Annotated in this window: 17 protein-coding genes and 1 pseudogene; 10 read left to right on the top strand and 8 right to left on the bottom strand. The window is 40.9% G+C overall.

Annotation, left to right across the window (positions count from 1 at the left end; genetic code table 11):
- Positions 1 to 17 precede the first annotated feature (17 nt).
- Together LS74_RS07530 and LS74_RS07535 are read left to right on the top strand one after the other, a co-directional pair.
- Positions 18 to 1,004 (top strand): flagellar biosynthetic protein FliO, encoded by a 987-nt coding sequence (locus LS74_RS07530; RefSeq protein ID WP_236096866.1) that lies wholly within the window; start codon positions 18 to 20, stop codon positions 1,002 to 1,004.
- A 25-nt stretch (positions 1,005 to 1,029) separates the two neighbouring features.
- Positions 1,030 to 1,791, top strand: a complete 762-nt coding sequence (locus LS74_RS07535) for an energy transducer TonB (protein WP_138128979.1) — start codon at positions 1,030 to 1,032, stop codon at positions 1,789 to 1,791.
- An 88-nt stretch (positions 1,792 to 1,879) separates the two neighbouring features.
- Here the strand turns inward: LS74_RS07535 and LS74_RS07540 are convergent, their stop codons facing one another.
- Together LS74_RS07540 and thiC are read right to left on the bottom strand one after the other, a co-directional pair.
- The gene (locus tag LS74_RS07540; protein ID WP_034588324.1) at positions 1,880 to 2,173 is read right to left on the bottom strand and encodes a YciI family protein; all 294 of its coding nucleotides are present in this window, start codon (positions 2,171 to 2,173) and stop codon (positions 1,880 to 1,882) included.
- Between the two features lie 26 nt (positions 2,174 to 2,199).
- Positions 2,200 to 3,594, bottom strand: a complete 1,395-nt coding sequence (gene thiC / locus LS74_RS07545; protein ID WP_034588326.1) for a phosphomethylpyrimidine synthase ThiC — start codon at positions 3,592 to 3,594, stop codon at positions 2,200 to 2,202.
- Between the two features lie 176 nt (positions 3,595 to 3,770).
- Between thiC and LS74_RS07550 the strand changes: the two genes are divergently transcribed.
- From LS74_RS07550 to LS74_RS07560, 3 genes are read left to right on the top strand one after another with little or no spacing between them, the layout of a single operon-like run.
- Positions 3,771 to 4,976, top strand: coding sequence for a bifunctional 2-C-methyl-D-erythritol 4-phosphate cytidylyltransferase/2-C-methyl-D-erythritol 2,4-cyclodiphosphate synthase (locus LS74_RS07550; RefSeq protein ID WP_034588329.1), 1,206 nt, complete (start codon positions 3,771 to 3,773; stop codon positions 4,974 to 4,976).
- 24 nt (positions 4,977 to 5,000) lie between these two features.
- A complete protein-coding gene (locus tag LS74_RS07555; protein ID WP_034588332.1) occupies positions 5,001 to 5,903 on the top strand; it encodes a response regulator in 903 nt (300 codons plus the stop codon).
- A complete protein-coding gene (locus LS74_RS07560) occupies positions 5,900 to 6,415 on the top strand; it encodes a phosphatidylglycerophosphatase A family protein (protein WP_034588335.1) in 516 nt (171 codons plus the stop codon). The genes LS74_RS07555 and LS74_RS07560 overlap by 4 nt, the downstream gene beginning before the upstream one ends.
- Before the next feature lie 4 nt (positions 6,416 to 6,419).
- On the opposite strand, the gene LS74_RS07565 is transcribed toward LS74_RS07560, so the two are convergent.
- The 3 genes from LS74_RS07565 to argB are packed head-to-tail and all read right to left on the bottom strand — an operon-like array spanning position 6,420 to position 9,435.
- Entirely contained in the window at positions 6,420 to 8,084 is a 1,665-nt protein-coding gene (locus LS74_RS07565; protein WP_034588338.1) for a hydrogenase small subunit, read from the bottom strand.
- Between the two features lie 17 nt (positions 8,085 to 8,101).
- Positions 8,102 to 8,566 (bottom strand): hypothetical protein, encoded by a 465-nt coding sequence (locus LS74_RS07570; protein WP_034588341.1) that lies wholly within the window; start codon positions 8,564 to 8,566, stop codon positions 8,102 to 8,104.
- Entirely contained in the window at positions 8,563 to 9,435 is an 873-nt protein-coding gene (gene argB, locus LS74_RS07575) for an acetylglutamate kinase (RefSeq protein WP_138128981.1), read from the bottom strand. The genes LS74_RS07570 and argB overlap by 4 nt, the downstream gene beginning before the upstream one ends.
- 64 nt (positions 9,436 to 9,499) lie before the next feature.
- Between argB and LS74_RS07580 the strand changes: the two genes are divergently transcribed.
- From LS74_RS07580 to LS74_RS07600, 5 genes are all read left to right on the top strand, one after another.
- A complete protein-coding gene (locus LS74_RS07580) occupies positions 9,500 to 10,420 on the top strand; it encodes a D-2-hydroxyacid dehydrogenase (protein ID WP_034586792.1) in 921 nt (306 codons plus the stop codon).
- Positions 10,421 to 10,501: 81 nt separating this feature from the next.
- Positions 10,502 to 10,936, top strand: a complete 435-nt coding sequence (locus tag LS74_RS07585; protein WP_034586794.1) for a YqaA family protein — start codon at positions 10,502 to 10,504, stop codon at positions 10,934 to 10,936.
- A 56-nt stretch (positions 10,937 to 10,992) separates the two neighbouring features.
- Positions 10,993 to 11,490: an S-ribosylhomocysteine lyase gene (gene luxS / locus LS74_RS07590; RefSeq protein ID WP_034586796.1), complete on the top strand. Its 498-nt coding sequence runs from the start codon at positions 10,993 to 10,995 to the stop codon at positions 11,488 to 11,490.
- A 232-nt stretch (positions 11,491 to 11,722) separates the two neighbouring features.
- Positions 11,723 to 12,886 carry an efflux RND transporter periplasmic adaptor subunit gene (locus tag LS74_RS07595; protein ID WP_034586816.1) on the top strand — a complete coding sequence of 388 codons (1,164 nt, stop codon included), beginning with the start codon at positions 11,723 to 11,725 and terminating at the stop codon, positions 12,884 to 12,886.
- A 9-nt stretch (positions 12,887 to 12,895) separates the two neighbouring features.
- The gene (locus LS74_RS07600; RefSeq protein WP_034586799.1) at positions 12,896 to 16,027 is read left to right on the top strand and encodes an efflux RND transporter permease subunit; all 3,132 of its coding nucleotides are present in this window, start codon (positions 12,896 to 12,898) and stop codon (positions 16,025 to 16,027) included.
- A gap of 12 nt (positions 16,028 to 16,039) precedes the next feature.
- Here the strand turns inward: LS74_RS07600 and LS74_RS11690 are convergent, their stop codons facing one another.
- The 3 genes and pseudogenes from LS74_RS11690 to LS74_RS07610 all read right to left on the bottom strand — a co-directional run bounded on the left by LS74_RS11690 (position 16,040) and on the right by LS74_RS07610 (position 17,752).
- Positions 16,040 to 16,309, bottom strand: coding sequence for a pirin family protein (locus LS74_RS11690; RefSeq protein WP_289748740.1), 270 nt, complete (start codon positions 16,307 to 16,309; stop codon positions 16,040 to 16,042).
- 87 nt (positions 16,310 to 16,396) lie between these two features.
- Positions 16,397 to 16,672: pseudogene (locus tag LS74_RS11695) on the bottom strand (pirin family protein); the annotation flags it as partial.
- 120 nt (positions 16,673 to 16,792) lie between these two features.
- Positions 16,793 to 17,752, bottom strand: a complete 960-nt coding sequence (locus LS74_RS07610) for a hypothetical protein (protein ID WP_034586802.1) — start codon at positions 17,750 to 17,752, stop codon at positions 16,793 to 16,795.
- Between the last annotated feature and the right edge of the window lie 142 nt (positions 17,753 to 17,894).

Genomic DNA, 17,894 nt, shown 5'->3' on the forward strand with positions numbered 1-17,894 from the left:
AAAACTGATGGAATAAAATGAGAATATTTGCCTTTGTGTTGCTGTGTTTTGTCTCCTTGTATGGGGCAGATTCTAATGTAGCAGGGATTGAGTTTTCACAAAAGCAAGATAGTGTTGAAGTGCTGCTTTATTTAGAATCTGGCTATGAAAACTCCCCGCGTCTAACCGAGCAAGATGGCTATAAAGGCGTGATATTCCCAAATCTTCAAGCAAAATCCAAAAATCAAAGCCTGAAAAATTCCTTTATCAGTGAAGTGCAGGTCTTTAATATCCAAAATGATTTATATGTCATAGGTGTTGGCGATGTGCGTGTGATTGGCGTAAATGTCAGCAAATCAAGCAATGCCATTAAAGTGGTGCTAAACAAGATAGAAGTTCCAAAAAGTGAGCTTGACACACTTTTGCAAACGCCCCAAACGATACATAAGATTCCAAACCTTGAGATAGAATCTAGTCAAAATACACAAGCCTCTACAGCTCAAACTCAACTCTCTCAAAATACTTCATCTCAAGCGGCAGATTCACAAAATCCCCTTGCTTTCAAAACGGATATGGGGATTGATACTTGGCGGTATGTGGCGGTTTTGCTTGTTATGGCAGCCCTTGTGCTGGTGCTGTTTTATGTGAAGCGGTATGTTGTTGCCAAAGGCGGCAATAAAGCAGGGAGCAATAAAGCAGGGGCAAAAAGGAGTTTTGGCGGATATTTTTCATCTTTTGCCCAAAAGCAGGAAGTCTTTGACCCAACGAAAATTGAGGTTGTCTCACAGAAAAATTTAGATTCAAAACACAGAATCCTAACTATAGAATCTAATGGCTATCGGTATTTGATACTCATTGGTGCGACAAGCACAACACTTATTGATCGCTATCCTATCCCGCAGAGTATTAGCACAGCAGAGCAACTACATTTTGATGACCAATTTGCCAAACTCTTAGAGCAAAAGCAAGAGCGACTTTCTAAATATCTCCATAATTCTCAATATCCCAACGATGAGAGGGATTAAAAAATGAGAAGAGAAGCCCTAAGAAATGAAAAATCCGCTTGAAATGCAGGATAAATCTCGCTTTTGGGCGTGGTTACTCATATCTTTTCTTATCCATTGTGTGATTCTTGGCATTTTGTTTGTGCGTTTTGGACAAATGCAGTTTAAAAAAGGCACTTCTACAAATCCACAAATGAAAGTGGCGGGCTTTCAGATTCTAGGTGGTGGGGAGCTAGAATCTAAGCAGGATACGCATAATCAACTTGCCGCACCCAAATTTAACTCAACTCCACCAACACCTAAGCAAACCCAAAATGCAAAAACCCAAAGCAATACGAATGAGCTTGATCTCTCATCTTTAAGCCTTTATGATGGCAGGGGCAAACATCAGCAAACCACAAGGCAGAGAAGCAGAGTTAAAGCCCTTGCGAAGTTTCCGGGTGTTGATGAGGTAACAAGGAGAGATATAGAGGAGCTTTATGGGGCTGAATTTGGAGACTATGGCATAGCGGAGCAGGAATTTCTAGTCAATAATTTGCGGGATATTGGACGCATTACAAAAAAATACTTAGAATACCCAGCAAGTGCCATACGGCTGGGGCAGGAGGGGCTTAGTGCAGTGGAGTTTTATCTCCACCCAAATGGTGATATTAGTGGGCTAAAGATTATTGTTTCATCAAATTATATGCTTTTAGACCGCAATAGCGAACGCACCATTGAGATTGCTTACAAAGACTACCCACGCCCAATCACAAAGACAAAAATCCGCATTTTTGTAACCTATGGGATTTATTATTATGGCTATTAGACTTTAGATTCTGTTTCAAAGTTAAGGATTCTAAAAGCATTCTTGTTTTGAAAAATACGCTTAGAATCCCTATTGCCTTCAAGTTTTGTTATTTCAAAAAATCCTTTAAAATCTCTGCGTGTAATACAGGCTCAAATTCTAATATTTCATATTTTGCTAGATCATAATGCGTATAAGGATCGTTTGCTGCAAATGCTAAAGCTTCATCTTTATTTGCAAACTTGCCGATGATAATGCCGCCATCTTTTGGGATTCTAGGACCGGAGGCGAGTAAAATACCCCTTTCATACCCTTTTTTAAGATACTCCCTATGCTCTTGCAAACGCTCCGTAACCTGCTCTAAAGGCTTTGTGTAATGCACGAGACAAACAAAAAGTGTCATTTTCGCTCCTTCTAAATTATTAATTTTTATTCATTTACTGCCATAGACTCTTTTTCATCTTGCTTATGGGCTTTAAAAATGTCTTGTGAGATTTTATAGCTACAAAATTTTGGACCGCACATTGAGCAAAACTCCGCGTCTTTAAAGACTTCTTGTGGCAAGGCTTCATCGTGATATTCCCTTGCCCTATCAGGATCAAGGGCGAGCTCAAATTGTTTATTCCAATCAAAGCTATATCTCGCATCACTCATCGCATCATCTCTATCCCTTGCACCAATTCGTCCTCTAGCTATGTCTGCGGCGTGAGCGGCGATTTTATAAGCTAAGATTCCTTCCCTTACATCTTTAGCATTAGGTAGTCCCAAATGCTCCTTTGGCGTTACATAGCAGAGCATTGCCACACCTTTCCACGCCGCCACACACGCACCAATGGCACTTGCGATGTGATCATACCCAGCAGCAATATCCGTAACCAAAGGTCCCAGCACATAAAAGGGTGCTTGATTGCAATATTGTTTTTGTAATTCCACATTGCGTTCAATTTGATTAAGCGGCACGTGTCCGGGACCTTCTATCATTACTTGCACATCAGCTTCCCACGCTCTTTTTGCTAACTCCCCTAGCACTTTAAGCTCGGCAAATTGTGCTTCATCACTTGCATCATACAAGCAACCCGGACGCAAAGAATCCCCTAGAGACAAACTCACATCATATTCTTGACATATTTTTAGAATCTCATCAAAATATTCATAGAATGGATTCTCTTTGTGATAGTGCATCATCCAGCTTGCCATAAGGCTCCCCCCGCGTGAGACAATCCCCATTTTTCTCTTCGCCACAAAAGGTATATGTGAAAGCAAGAATCCACAATGGATAGTAAAGTAGCTTACCCCTTGTTTGGCTTGTTTTCTTAGCACATCAAGCATAGTGTCAATATCTAGCTTTAAGACATCATTTTTCACATCATAGAGAATCTGATACATAGGCACCGTGCCAATAGGCACACTTGAAGCATTGATAACTGCTTTTCTTATCTCATCTAAATCCCCACCCGTGCTTAAGTCCATAATCGTATCCGCACCATACTTGATAGAAACCTTAACCTTTTCTACTTCCTCTTCAATAGAGCTTGCAAGGGAGGAGCTACCGATATTTGAGTTGATTTTGGTGCGTGTGGCTATGCCAATACCCATAGGCTCAAGATTGGTGTGATTAATGTTTGCTGGGATTATGAGCCGCCCTCGCTCAATCTCTTGGCGGATAAGTTCGGGGCTTAGATTCTCAACATTAGCGACATATTCCATTTCTTTAGTGATAATGCCCTTTTTGGCGTAGTGGAGCTGTGTGCGGATTGAATCCTTGACGCGTCCATCCATCAATCTCTCTTGCATCAATCTCTCTTGCACCCATTGTGTTCTCATAGAAAATCCTTTTTATTTTTTGTGCTTACGCTATCTAAACTTACAAAATATACATTGATTATTTAAAAAATAGTTAAACAATATGGGAATTTAAGTAACAATTTTTAGCTTATTTTTTGTTTTTTATGGTAGAATGCGGATTTTCAAAAATAAATATACACTTTTTAGGAAAGATTTTGGTTTTACATTCGGTTTTGGATAATGTCTCACTCATTATGATGGCAGCTGGGGATTCTACGCGTTTTTGCGATGACTTTGCTTGTAAAAAGCAGTGGATTCGCGTTGGTGAAGAGCCTTTGTGGCTTGTGGCTACACGCAAGATAACACAGCAATTTTCTTTTAAAAATATTCTTATTACCGCCTCAAAAAATGACTTTGCTTATATGGCGGATATGAGTCCCTATCAAGTCGTGCAGGGTGGGGATAGCCGCACGCAATCCTTGCGTAATGCCCTGCAATATGTGGATACACCCTTTGTGCTTGTGAGTGATGTGGCAAGGTGGAATGCCCAAGATTCTGTGCTTAGGGCGTTATTTGCTAAATTAGAAAAGATTGATGAAAGCACCGCTTGTATCGTGCCTTATATAAAGGTAAGCGATACGAGCTTTTATAATGGGGAATATCTTAACCGAGATGAGATTAAGCTTATCCAAACGCCACAGCTTAGCAGGACAGCGGATTTGAAACTCGCCTTAGAATCTAGCCCAGATTCTAGTGATGAAAGCTCGGCTCTTCATAAGCTTGGCAAAAAGATAGCTTTTATAAAAGGCAGTCCCCTTATGAATAAGCTTACTTTTAAAAGCGATTTACTTTTCCATTTGCCCTATCTCAAAACCCCTTCAAAGCGTGTTCTTATAGGTAGTGGGATTGATGTGCATAGCTTTGAAGATGATAAAGAAATGTGGCTTGGCGGCGTAAAAATAGAATCTCCATTTGGTTTCAAAGCCCATAGTGATGGCGATGTCGCACTTCACGCATTAAGTGATGCGATTTTGGGTGCTATTGGTGGGGGCGATATAGGGCAGTGGTTTCCAGATTCTAATAAAGCGTATAAAAACGCAGATTCTAAAAAACTTTTAGGGCATATTTATAATTTTGCCTTAAGTGTGGGCTATGAGCTGCATAATGTGGATATAAGCATTATGGCACAAACGCCTAAAATCGCTCCGTATAAATCACAAATGCGTGAGTGTATCGCTAGAATCTTACATTTACCAAAATCGCGTGTGAATATTAAGGCAACTACAACTGAATCTCTAGGCTTTGTAGGGCGAAAAGAGGGCGTGTGCGTTCAGGCAAGTGTGAGTATGGGCTTTGCCCCTTGGCGAGAGATATTAAACGGAGAGTTAAATCATCATAATTTAAAGGGAGAGAATGACTAGGACATATTTAAAAAGGGAGAGGAAATGAAAGTTTTAATCATTGAAAATGAGATTTATTTAGCTCAAAGCATTGCAAACAAGCTTAGCGATTCACGCTTGGAGTGCGTTATCGCGCATTCACTCAAAGAAGTGCAAAAGGATCATTATGATGTGATTTTAGCCTCATTTGGCACGATTAATGAGGGCTACACAGAGCTAAGCAAAGCCTATCCACAAGCCATTATTATTTTAATGATTGCTTATATTAATGATGATACGGTGATTAAGCCTCTGCGAAATGGCGTAACAGATTATATTGTTAAGCCATTTATCGTTGATGAGCTTATCCGCAAAATCACGCACTACAAAGCATATAGAGAGATTAATGAAGAGATTAGTTTTTATAGGAGCTATTTTAGCTTTATTGAGCGTGAGCTAGGCACACCAGAGCCATTTTTGTATAATCCCCCCTTTGTGATTAAGACAAATACCCAAAGGGCAGCAGATATTTATGCTATGCGATATGCACGGGAAAAACGCGTCCATTTTCAATTTTATTCCCTGAAAGAAGATACTTGGAAAAGTATATTCCGTGTGCCACCAAAAAAGAATGAGATTTACTACATCACCAACCTTGAAGAGCTAAAAAAGAGTGATAGGAAGGATTTTCTTGAAGCGGCATTAAAGCACAATGTGATTATTAGCATTGTTTCAAGTGAAAAGGTTGCATTTCCGCAAGTGATTGACATTTCTCGGCAGTCTAATAGCGTGGAGCTAAGCGGGGAGATTCTATCAGTCAAAGAATATGAAAAGATTATTATTACCAAATATGAAAGTCGCTATCCGGATATAGAGCTTGCTAAAAAGCTTGGAATGAGCCGCAAAAGCTTGTGGGAAAAACGCAAGAAATATGGCATTATCCGCAAAAATAAGACGAATCCACAATGACTAAAAAACAAAAATTGATTAAAGACTTATTCCTAAGCCTTTTTTATAGTGGTTACTCGCCTAAAGCTCCCGGGACTATGGGGAGTGTGGTGGCTTTGCTTTTGGGGCTGCCTATTGTGTATTTTTCACAAGAGAGCATTTTTTTACTCAGCATTCTTATAGGGCTTATTGCCATTAAGCATATTGATAAATACGAAGAGACAACACAAACCCACGATGATAAAAGCATAGTGATTGATGAGCTTGTGGGTATGTGGCTAGCTATGGCGATTGTGGGCTTTGGGGTGGCACATAGCCTGTTAGCCTTTGTGTTTTTTAGAATCTTTGATGTGTCTAAGCTCTCATTTATTGGCAAAATTGATAGGGAATGGAAAGGCGGACTAGGCGTTGTGGGCGATGATGCCTTGGCTGGAATCTTGGCTGGAATCTGTAGTGTGCTGACACTTCAAGGTTTAGTATTTCTCTCAAATACAATGGATAGCTTAAAATTTATACAGCCCTATCTCGCCTAAAAGCTTACACAACCTTAAGCCACTGCGGCAAGTAGGTAGCAAAGCGATCTTGTATAAGCGGATTTTGCATAAGATCGCCTTTAAACGCCACTTGACTGATATTATGAATCTTACATAGCTCCACGAGTGCAAGGGCTAAAATCTCACATATTGAGCTTGCCACACTATATGCCACCCCCTCTATCTCTAGCCCACCAAGTAAGTAGCATAATGGCAGCCGCAAGGATTTATTGACTTCAATTTCACAACTGCCATTGTCTTTTGTAGTGAGCTTAAAATCAAGTTTGCTGATATGTGGAAATAAGTAGCTTTGTGCCAAGTCTAAAACTTGAGCGTGATTTAAACTTTTGCCAAACATCATTCCAACAAGCTTTAGCATATCACTTGCATTATGCGAGATAGAATCTTTGGTAGATTCTGAATCTGCTATGCCTTCAAGCTCTTCTTTTAAACGCCACTTGTGGTAATTCTCCACAAGTCTCGCCCCAAGCTTATTTTTACTCGCTAAATGTGGCAAAAGTGCGGATAAATGGGAGTAAAAACTAAGTGCAAGTAGATTCAAATCCTGCTTCTCTTGGCTATAAATACGCGTATCACTCAAGCTATCAAGCTCAAGGCATAAAGTAGAATCCGGCAAGGTATATTCTAGCGTATGCACTAGAGATAGGGATTTAAGGGGCTTTTTATCTTTGAGATAAGCATTGGCATTATTCAGTGGCTCTTCAATCTTACCAAAGCTATCCCAAAAATCAGGCTCACTACAAGCAATGCAGCCGTGTCCCGCCCGCACAGGCCAGCTTGTTTTGGCATTAAACTTCACTTTTGGGCAGTTATTTGCCACATAAGGTCCTTTGCAGCCCACTTTATACAAGCAATAGCCTTCTTGCAAACGCTCATCATCAAAAGATTCTACAAAATCCCCAGATTCAAACTTTGCCTTGCGTTCGCACATCTCGTGCAAGTTCTTGCCATAGCTCCATAATGGGCGGTTGAGATGATCACAGGGCGGAATCTCTTGAAGCAAAATATAATACATTAGCGAGCCTATCATATTAGCTTCACTAGGCGGACAGCCCGGGATATTCACAATAGGTTGTCTTAAAAAGGTGCTAATGCCTTGAGATTGCGTAGGATTAGGATATGCTGCCTGCACCCCGCCAAAGCTAGAGCAAGTGCCAATGGCAAAAATAGCCTGTGCGTGTCGCGCTACTTCAAGGCATTCATTCTCGCCATTTGTGCTATCAGCCCCAGAAGTGAGAAAATACGCACTCTCCCCCAAAGACACGCCCCCTTCAATCACAAGTATAAACTCCTCTTTTAGCGTATCGTGTAGGCATTGTTTCGCATTAAAGCCAACCGCTCCCATAATGGTTTCGTGGTATTCAAGTGAGATATATTCTAAAAGCAAAGATTCTACCCCGGGCTTATCAAGCCGCAGGAAGCTTTCACTGCACCCCGTGCATTCTGCCATATGGAGCCATACAAGGCGTGTGGGCGGCTTGTAGGATAGAATCTGCCCACAAAGCGGCACATAATCTTTTGGGATTCCAATAAGATTACATATTTGTGTAACCCACTCTGTGCTGACTTCGTTGCGTGGGACTTTTTGCGTTCTTTTAAGCTGTTGTAAATGCGTATCTAACCGCTCTAGAATCTGTGCTTTATCCATTTTATCCCCTTAGTCATTTAAGCACCGCAATGCTTCTCTTGGTAGTGTAAAAGGCGGAGATTCTTTTTGTCTAATTGATAGTCTTTATCAAACTTTTTCCGCACGATTTGTTCAATCAAGTCAAGGCTATCAGGGCTTTTATTGCTATCAAACATATCAAGCACAATCGCATAAAGCTGAATATTTTCTGCCAAGCATTCAAACGCCTTTTGCCGCTCTTGGATAAAAAGCTGCTCGTTTTTGGTGTATTCTTTGAGTTTTAGCACAATGTGGGCAAAGACGCGTTGCACCAAATGGGGCTTAAGATAGGAGCTTAGAATCTTAGGTAGCTCATCAAGCAAAGATTCAAGCTGCTCTTTCTGCATAAAAAGTAGCACGGGCAGGAGCATTACAATGCGTTCTGTATTTTTGTCCATTGATCGTGCCTCAAGCTTTAGCCACAGCCGCTCTAAAAAGCCATAATGATACGATTCTAGTTTCATTTGTTTTCTTTTGTCGTGTTATTGCAAATCTCCGTGCCGATACCCTGCGTGGTAAAAAGCTCTAAAAGCAGGGAATGCTCCACCCTGCCATCAATAATATGAGCCTTTTGCACGCCATTTTCCACGCAATCCACACAGGCTTCAAGCTTGGGTATCATACCACCGCTGATTACACCCCTAGATTCAAGCTCTTTAATCTCGCTTGGTGTGAGCGAAGAGATAAGCTCTTTATTTTCATCTAGCACACCCGGAATATCACTTAGAAAAATGACTTTTTTAGCCTTTAACGCTTTAGCAATATGACAGGCACATAAATCGGCGTTAATGTTATAGCCTAAATGCCTTGCGTTCTCGCCATTAGCAATGGGTGCGATAACAGGCACAAAGCCTTCATTGATAGTTTTAAGCAAAAACTCCGGATTCACTTTTGTAATCTCGCCGGTATAGCCTAATGCACCATTATCCTTTGCCCTTGCTTGAAGCAGGTTTGCGTCCTTGCCACTTATGCCTACTGCCTTAGCGCCGTGAAAGTTTAAAAATGCCGTGAGTTCCTTATTAATCTCCCCACTTAGCACCATCTCCACCACCCGCATAGAATCTGCACAAGTTACGCGATAGCCATTACTAAATTCACTTGGGATTTTGAGACTTTCAAGCACTTCATTTATGCGTTTCCCCCCGCCGTGGATAATTACAGGCTTTAATCCAAGCATATACATCATCACAATATCAAGGGCAAATTTTTCTTTTAAATCAAGGCTGCTTTGGGCTGCACCGCCATATTTGATAACGATAATTTCTCCCCTAAAGATTCTAATAAATGGCAGAGAATCTAGCAATATCTTCACAACCCTTGCATTTTTTTGCATTATTTTGCCCCTTATTCAAAGATGAAATGTATTATATCCCAAAATACGCAAAAAAGGAGAGATGATGAAAATAGTTTTACTTGATGGGAATACTTTGGGCGATTGTGATTTGAGCGGATTCAGGGCTTTGGGCGAGTTTGTAAGCTATGGGGTTACACTGCCACACCAGCGGATAGAGCGATGTGCTGGAGCAGATGTGGTGCTGACAAATAAAGTTGTGCTTGATGAATCTGTGCTTTCACAACTGCCGGATTTAAAGCTTATCTGCATTACCGCCACAGGTATGAATAATGTGGATTTAGACTTTGCTAAGAAGAAAGGCATTGTGGTAAAAAATGTTGCCGGATACTCCACAACTGCTGTCGCACAGCATACTTTGAGTATAGCCTTGCACCTTTTGGCACGGCTGGGGTATTATGATGCGTATTGTAAAAGTGGGGCGTGGTGTGAGAGTGATACTTTTACGCATATTAATGGCGGATTAAGGGAGCTAGAGAACTTGCAGTGGGGGATTATCGGCTTTGGAAGTATAGGGCAAAGAGTGGGGAATCTCACACAGGCTTTTGGAGCAAAAGTGAGCTACTACTCCACAAGCGGTAAAAATACGCAAAGTGGCTTTACGCGTAAGGAGCTAGATGAGATTCTCTCTCAAAGTGATATTATCTCTATCCACGCCCCGCTCAATCCCCAAACGCACAATCTGCTTAATCACAAGAATCTGCCTTTGATAAAAGATAAAGCGATTTTGATTAATGTCGGTCGCGGTGGCATTGTGAATGAAAATGACATAGCGGAATTTTTGAAAAATAAAGATATGTATTTTGGCACAGATGTGCTTGAGATAGAGCCGATGAAGCCAAACCACCCATTTTTAGATAAAAAAATAGCTGATAAGATTCTTATCACTCCGCACTTGGCGTGGGCGTATGACAAGGCAAGGGAGAGATTATTAGAGCTAACTTTGGAGAATATTAAGAGTTTTTAGAATCCACTTGTGGCTTTTGCGAATTTGCCTTTGTGCTTACGCATAAGTGGTGTTTGGGAATTTTAAATGAGTTGAGCGAGAATGGCAGAGTATTATGAATATGGCTTGATTGGGTTATTTGTGGTGTGTTTTATGGCTAGCACACTTTATCCGCTTGGCTCTGAAGCATTTGTCGTGGGCTTTATGGCGATGGGCTTTGAGCCTTTGGCAGTGTGGGCTGTGGCAAGTTTAGGCAATACGCTAGGGAGCTTAAGCACATATTATTTAGCCTATTTTGGCGGCTATAAGATGATTATGCGGTTTTTTCCAAAGGTGTGGGATAAAATCTCAACCCTCGCCCCTAAGATTCAAAAATATGGCTTTGTGTATGCGTTTTTTGTGTTTTTGCCTTTTGTGGGGGATGTTTTTGCCCTAGCTCTTGGGCTTGTGCGGTATAGGCAGATTCTGTGTGTGCTTGGCATTGCCCTTGGCAAAATGGCACGATATGCTTTGCTTGTTGTGCCTTTTGTGTTGTAGCGTTTTTGCAAACTTGCTACAATGTCGGCTCTAAAATCAAAAATAAAGGAGAGAATATGCCATTACTAGATAGTTTTAAGGTGGATCATACGCGTATGCCAGCACCTGCGGTGCGTTTAGCAAAGACTATGGAGACACCAAAGGGAGATGTGATAAGTGTGTTTGACTTGCGTTTTACGCGTCCAAATTGTGAGCTTTTGCGTGAAAAGGGAATCCACACAATGGAGCATCTTATCGCTGGATTTATGCGGGAGCATCTCAATGATTCAAGGGTTGAGATTATTGATATTTCGCCAATGGGCTGTCGCACGGGATTTTATATGAGTGTGGTGGGTAAGCCAGATTCCTATGCGGTAAAAGATGCGTGGGAAGCGAGTATGCGAGATGTTTTGCGTATCCAAGATGAAAGCCAGATTCCAGAGCTGAATATTTATCAATGTGGCACGGCGAAAATGCACTCACTCAAAGAAGCCCAAGACATCGCACAGGCAGTGCTTGATAAGGGTGTGGGTGTGATGAATACACAGGATTTGCTTTTAAAAGATTTTGCATAATTTTAAACTCTATCCCTTTGCTCTTAGGGATAGAATCTGATACTGCATTAGTTTTGAGTGGGCTTTCACATTTATTTCACAGAGTTTTTATACAATACACGAGATTATTAGTTGTATGTGCAACTATTTTTGATTAGGTAATAGATGGCTTTTTGGTGTAAAAATATTTGGTTTGAGTTAAGTAGTTATGTTTTTAAGAAATGTAAGGAGTGGTGATAATATGCGGTATATTTTGCGGTATATTTTGAAAATATGTATAGCTTTTTTGTGTGTGAGTGGGCTGTTTGTGGGCTGTTTTGATTCTGAAAAAAATAAAGCTCAAGCCCCCGTTCTTAAGGTAGAGACACAAAAAATCGCCCATCAAAATGTGGCTTTAAACTTTGAATATGCAGCCAGATTAAAAAGTATCCAAAGTGTCAAGGTGTATGCAAGGGTGCAAGGTGTGCTGTTGTCAAAGAATTTTAATGAGGGTGATATTGTCAAAGAGGGGCAGTTACTTTTTAAAATAGACCCAACGCGTTATCTTACAAAAGTCAATCAAGCCAAAGCTCAATATCAATCCGCGGAAGCGAACTTCATCAAAGCTAATCGCGATTGGCAACGCGTTGAGAAGCTCTATAAGCAAGGCGTTTATACCATTGATCAGTATGACACTTCGCGGTCAAACTACCTATCTGCTCAAGCAAATCTAGCAAATGCCAAGGCGACGCTTGATGATGTGAGTATTGATCTGGGCTATACAGATGTGGTAGCATGGATTAGTGGTAAGACGGGTATGCGAAGCTATGATGTGGGGAATCTCGTAGGCAGTAGCGGACAAGATGTCCTAACGACAATCACGCAGCTTAGCCCTATCTATGCGGAGTTTTCTATCCCAAATACGGATTATTACTTTATGCGTGGGCTTGAAAACAACCGCATACAGGTGGAATATGTGCTTGGTAATGGGAAGGTGTATGAAAAGCAAGGCAAACTTGATTTTGTGGATTCTGTGCTGGATTCACAAACGGCGACAATTAAAGCAAGGGCGATTGTGGATAATGATGAGCAAAAGCTTTTGCCTAATGAATTTGTGCGGGTGCGACTAAAGGGCTTTGAAGCACAAAATGCGATTACAATCCCCCAAACTGCCCTTTTGCAAGATAATCAAGGAAGCTATGTTTATACGCTTAAAGATGGCAAGGCTCACATCTCACGCGTAAGTCTAGGGCAGAATCTCCGCAATAATCAAGTGCTTATCACAGGCGGTCTGCAAGATGGCGATATACTCGTGCTGAATCAACTTTCAAAAATTCGTGAATCTATGCCGTTGCAGCAGCTAGATTCTAAACCACAGGATTCCAAAGCACAAGATGTGAAACCACAAGAGACAAAGCCCCAAGATTCAAAAAAATAGGAGCAGCTTATGTCAAAATTTTGTATCAACCGCCCCATTTTTGCTATGGTGCTGTCTATTGTAATTACACTTGTTGGGGCGATTTGTATAACGATTTTACCAGTTGAAGAGTATCCGCAAGTTGTGCCTAATGAGATTGTTGTAAGTGCGACTTATAGTGGGGCGAGTGCGGAAGTTATGGCAAACACGGTGGCAAGTATTATTGAAGATAGCATTAATGGTGTTGAGGGAATGCTGTATATGAAGTCTTCTTCAACTTCAAGCGGGGTAATGAATCTCAATGTATTTTTCAGTAATGATGCCAATGCGGATATGGCACTAGTCAATGTAACTAATCGCGTCCAATCCGCCCTAGCCCAACTTCCCGCAGAGGTGCAAAGAGTGGGAATCACCACGCGTAAAAGATCTTCTACACTTTTAGCGGTGTATGCAATGTATTCGGATAATCCCGCGCACAGCAGCACTTTTGTAGCAAACTATGGAATCTTAAATGTCATTAATGAGCTTAAACGCGTCCCGGGTGTGGGCGATGTAACGCCCTTTGGCTCTCAAGATTATTCTATGAGAATCTGGCTTGATATTGATAAGCTTTCACAAAATAATCTTACCCCTTCTGAAGTGGCTAAAGTCGTTTCAGAGCAAAACTCGCAGTTTGCTGTTGGCTCATTTGGTAAAGAGCCTATGAGAAGTGATATTGCTTTTACTTACTCGGTTACGACACAGGGGCGGTTTGTGAGTGCTGAAGAGTTTGGTAATATTATCATTCGCTCAAATGCTGATGGCTCGGCGTTGCGTCTTAAAGATGTGGCTAAAGTTGAGCTTGGGGCGAAGGATTATAGTGTTAGTCCATTGCTTGATGGCAAGCACGCTTCAGCCTTTGGTATTGCCTTGCAACCCGGGGCAAATGCCCTTGATGTGGCTAGTGCGGTGGAGAAAAAAATGCAAGAGCTATCTTTAAGCTTCCCAAATGGACTGCATTATAAAAATGTCTATAACACAACAAGTTTTGTGAAAATCTCCATTAATGAAGTGATTAAAACTTTTATTGAAGCCATTGTGCTTGTTATCATCATAATGTATTTTTTCTTGCAAAATTTCCGTGCGACTATCATTCCTGTAATCGCCATTCCTGTGTCCATCATCGGCACATTTGCGGGTATGTATGCACTAGGATTTTCAATCAATCTTTTAACGCTCTTTGGGCTTATTCTTGCGATTGGGATTGTTGTTGATGATGCGATTATTGTGATTGAAAATGTGGAGAGAATCCTGCATACGGAGACAAATGAGCTTGGGGAAAAATACTCCGTCAAAGAAGCCACACTCAAGGCGATGAGCGAGATTCAAGGTCCGGTTGTTGCCATTGTGCTAGTGCTTTGCTCGGTCTTTATCCCTGTGGCGTTTATTGGTGGATTTAGTGGGGCGATTTATAAGCAGTTTGCCATAACTATTGTTATTTCTGTGGTGATTTCTGGCTTTGTGGCATTGAGCTTAACCCCTGCTTTATGTGTGTCTATTTTAAAGGCAAAAGAGCCTAAGCCTTTTTATCTTGTAAGGCGATTTAATGACTTTTTTGATTGGCTCACACATAAATTTGGTGAGCAAATAGGCAAGGCGTTGCGGCGTGGAATCTTGCTTGTAGCGTTGTTTGTAGCTATTCTTATAACAACTTGGGGGCTGTTTTCTAAACTGCCCACTGGGCTTGTGCCAAGTGAAGATAAGGGCAGTATGATGAGCTTTATTCAGCTGCCTCCAGCGGCTTCACTTTCACGCACGATTACAGAAGGCAAAAAGGGCTTGGCGATTTTAGGGCAAGAAGAAAGTGTAGATTCAGGCTTTTTGATTGCTGGATTTGATATGTTAGCAAGTGCGGCACGATCAAGCGGGGCGGTGATTTTTGTAACGCTAAAAGATTGGAGTGAGAGAAAAGAAAGTGCATTTGCTATCGCACAAAAAATGATGGGTGCATTTAATGCTAACCTTGATGCCTTTAGTCTTGTAACAACACCACCGGCGATTATGGGCTTATCAACCGTTGGGGGCTTTGAGCTGTATATTCAAGATAGAAGTGGTGGGAGTATTAAGGATTTGGAAAAATACGCTAATCTCCTTGTGGCAGAGGCAAATAAACGCGAGGAGCTTTTAGGCGTGAGAAGTCTTTTTAGTGCAAATATTCCGCAGTATCATTTGAATCTTGATAGAGAGAGAGCAAAGGCGATGAATGTGAATGTTGATGATGTCTTCACCACAATGCAAAGCACCTTTGGACAGCATTATGTCAATGATTTTAATCTCTATGGGAAAACTTATCAAGTCAATATTCAAGCCCAAAGTGAGTTTAGAGAATCTCCAGAGGATTTGAGCCGTATTTTTGTGAAATCTAGCAATGGTGATTTAATCCCCATAAGCACACTTGTAAGCTTTGAGCGTGTCATTGGAGCGGATATTGTGGATAGATTCAATCTTTTCACAAGTGCGAAAATCATCGGTAATGCGAATGAGACAAAGGGCTATTCAAGTGGTGACGCACTGCGAGTGATTGAAGAGGTGGCAAAGGAAATTCTGCCAGAGGGCTATACAATAGCTTATTCTGGGACAAGCTATCAAGAGAAAAATGCAAGTGGCACTGGGAAATTAGCATTTATTTTTGGGCTTATTTTTGTCTTTTTGATTTTGTGTGCGCAGTATGAGCGATGGCTTATGCCTTTATCTGTGCTTACCGCTGTGCCTTTTGCGGTATTTGGTGCGTGTTTGGCAACTATGCTAAGGGGGTTAAGTAACGATATATATTTTCAAATTGGGCTTGTTATGCTTATCGCCCTATCGGCTAAAAATGCGATTTTAATTGTGGAGTTTGCACAGCATTTGCACGAGAAAGAGGGCAAAGGGATTCTAGAATCTGCCATTGGTGCGGCAAAGCTGCGATTCCGCCCGATTATTATGACTTCTTTGGCTTTTAGTATTGGCGTATTGCCTTTGGCTTTATCTAGCGGGGCGGGAAGTGCGAGCCGACACGCTATTGGCACAGGCGTGATTGGTGGAATGTTAGCAGCGACATTTATCGCCATCTTTTTTATTCCACTCTTTTGGAGCTATGTGGCAAGATTCAACGAATGGCTAAGGCAGAGACGCTCATCATAAAAGTAATTTATATTAAGGCAAGTCAAATATCAACACTTCATTATTAGAATCTAAGCCTTTGAGAATAAAGCTAGATTCAGAGCAGCACATCACACCATCACTTGTTTCTATGATAAATGGTTTGGTTTGGCTAGATTCTATCTCTAGTTTGCCACGCACCACTTGGATATACGCCTTGCGACCACTATCAAAGCTAAAAGTCTCATTTGCAATATCCCTATACAGCCATAACCGCATATCTTGATAGACTTTGAGTGAATCTTGCTCAGCGTTTGGGGACAAAATAAGTGTTTTGCCCTTGCTTGTGTCAAATGCCTTTTGCTCATATCGTGGGGTAATACCTAGCTCATTTGGCTGAATCCATATTTGATAAAAATGCAGCGGCTCATCAAGTAAATTAAACTCTGAGTGCGTGATACCACTGCCCGCACTCATTATTTGAAACTCCCCGCTTGGCACTCGCTCTTCATTGCCCATACTATCTTTATGCGCGATTGTCCCATTTAGCACATAGGTGAGAATCTCCATATCCTTATGCGAATGTGTCCCAAAGCCCTTGCTCGGCTCTACCCTGTCTTCATTAATCACACGCAATGCGCTAAAACCCATAAACCTTTCATCATAATATCCTACAAAAGAAAAGCTATGATAAGTATCAAGTCAGCCGTGATTAAAATGCCCTCTTTCATTTGCTTTGCGTAGTGTTAGCATATTAAATCCTTTGTGTAAAATAAATGTAAAAGCATTTTAGCTAAAGTAAAGCAATCAAAGTGGGGTTTTGTCAAAATGATGGTGCAAATCTTTGGAGATTGCACTCATAAAAAGTGAGCTATAAGGCGTTTTTTCTGCTATCATTGTGCAAAAATGTAACATATCTTTCTGCTGTGTAATGCACTCCAAACAAAGCTTTAGAATCTGTGAGGCATAGTCTTTTGGAATATGTTTTGGAGCGTGGCTAGGTGAGGTGAAGTGCTTGTGGATTCTATGCACGAGTTGTTTGTTTGTGATTTCTAAAATCATAGAATCTATTGGCATTTTTACAAACATCAAATTCTCTTGTGGCTGAAGCGAAATATAGGTGCTATCAACGCCAAAGATTTTAGTGCTATATGAATCAAAAAGATATAAGCTTTTGTTGTAGTTATCTTCCAAGCTCTCCAGCATCAGTTCTAAAACCGCTATGCGTTGGGCTTTTGTGTAGAAATTGCCAATGGGGGAAAAAGCAAAGCGGAGCAAAGATTCTATGCTATACCACTCCACACTTTCAAAGCCGTGTTCTAGCATTAGCTCATAGCGTTTTGTGCGTAAAGCTTGTGCGTGGATAGAGTTGCCAAACTTGTAGGGAAAAGTAACAATTTTATCGCGGTAAGCAGGGGAAGGGAATCTAGGGTGAATGACAAAACGCCTTTTAGATTCTTTTTCTAAAATATATTCTAATCCTCCTTCATAGCCTTTGTCTATGATTTTTATCTCACTTTGTGGCAGAGTTTTTAAGAGAGAAAAAAACTCATCTTTATCGCAATCTGTATCCCAGATTCTACTAGGGTAGCGGAAAAATGTATTGATAGATTCAAAGACTTCAGCTTGTGGCGTTTTTGTAACACTTTTGTCAATCCACGAAGTAAGTGTGCGTCTGTCTTTGCCGATGATCTTGGCAAATTTTGACACGCTTAAGCCTGATTTTTGATAAATAATGATGAGTTTTTCCAATGCTCCAAATGCCACAATAATCCTTTACATACTCTTTACAATGAGATTCTCAATATAATTGCACAATTTTTGTTCAATTATAACATTTATGCTCAAAACTTGCATTAAAAAATCAAAAATTGTTCATAGCAAATCAATCCTTTCAAGCTAGAATAAA

The sequence above is a fragment of the Helicobacter magdeburgensis genome, from assembly GCF_000765825.2.
Taxonomy (GTDB): Bacteria; Campylobacterota; Campylobacteria; order Campylobacterales; family Helicobacteraceae; genus Helicobacter_C; species Helicobacter_C magdeburgensis.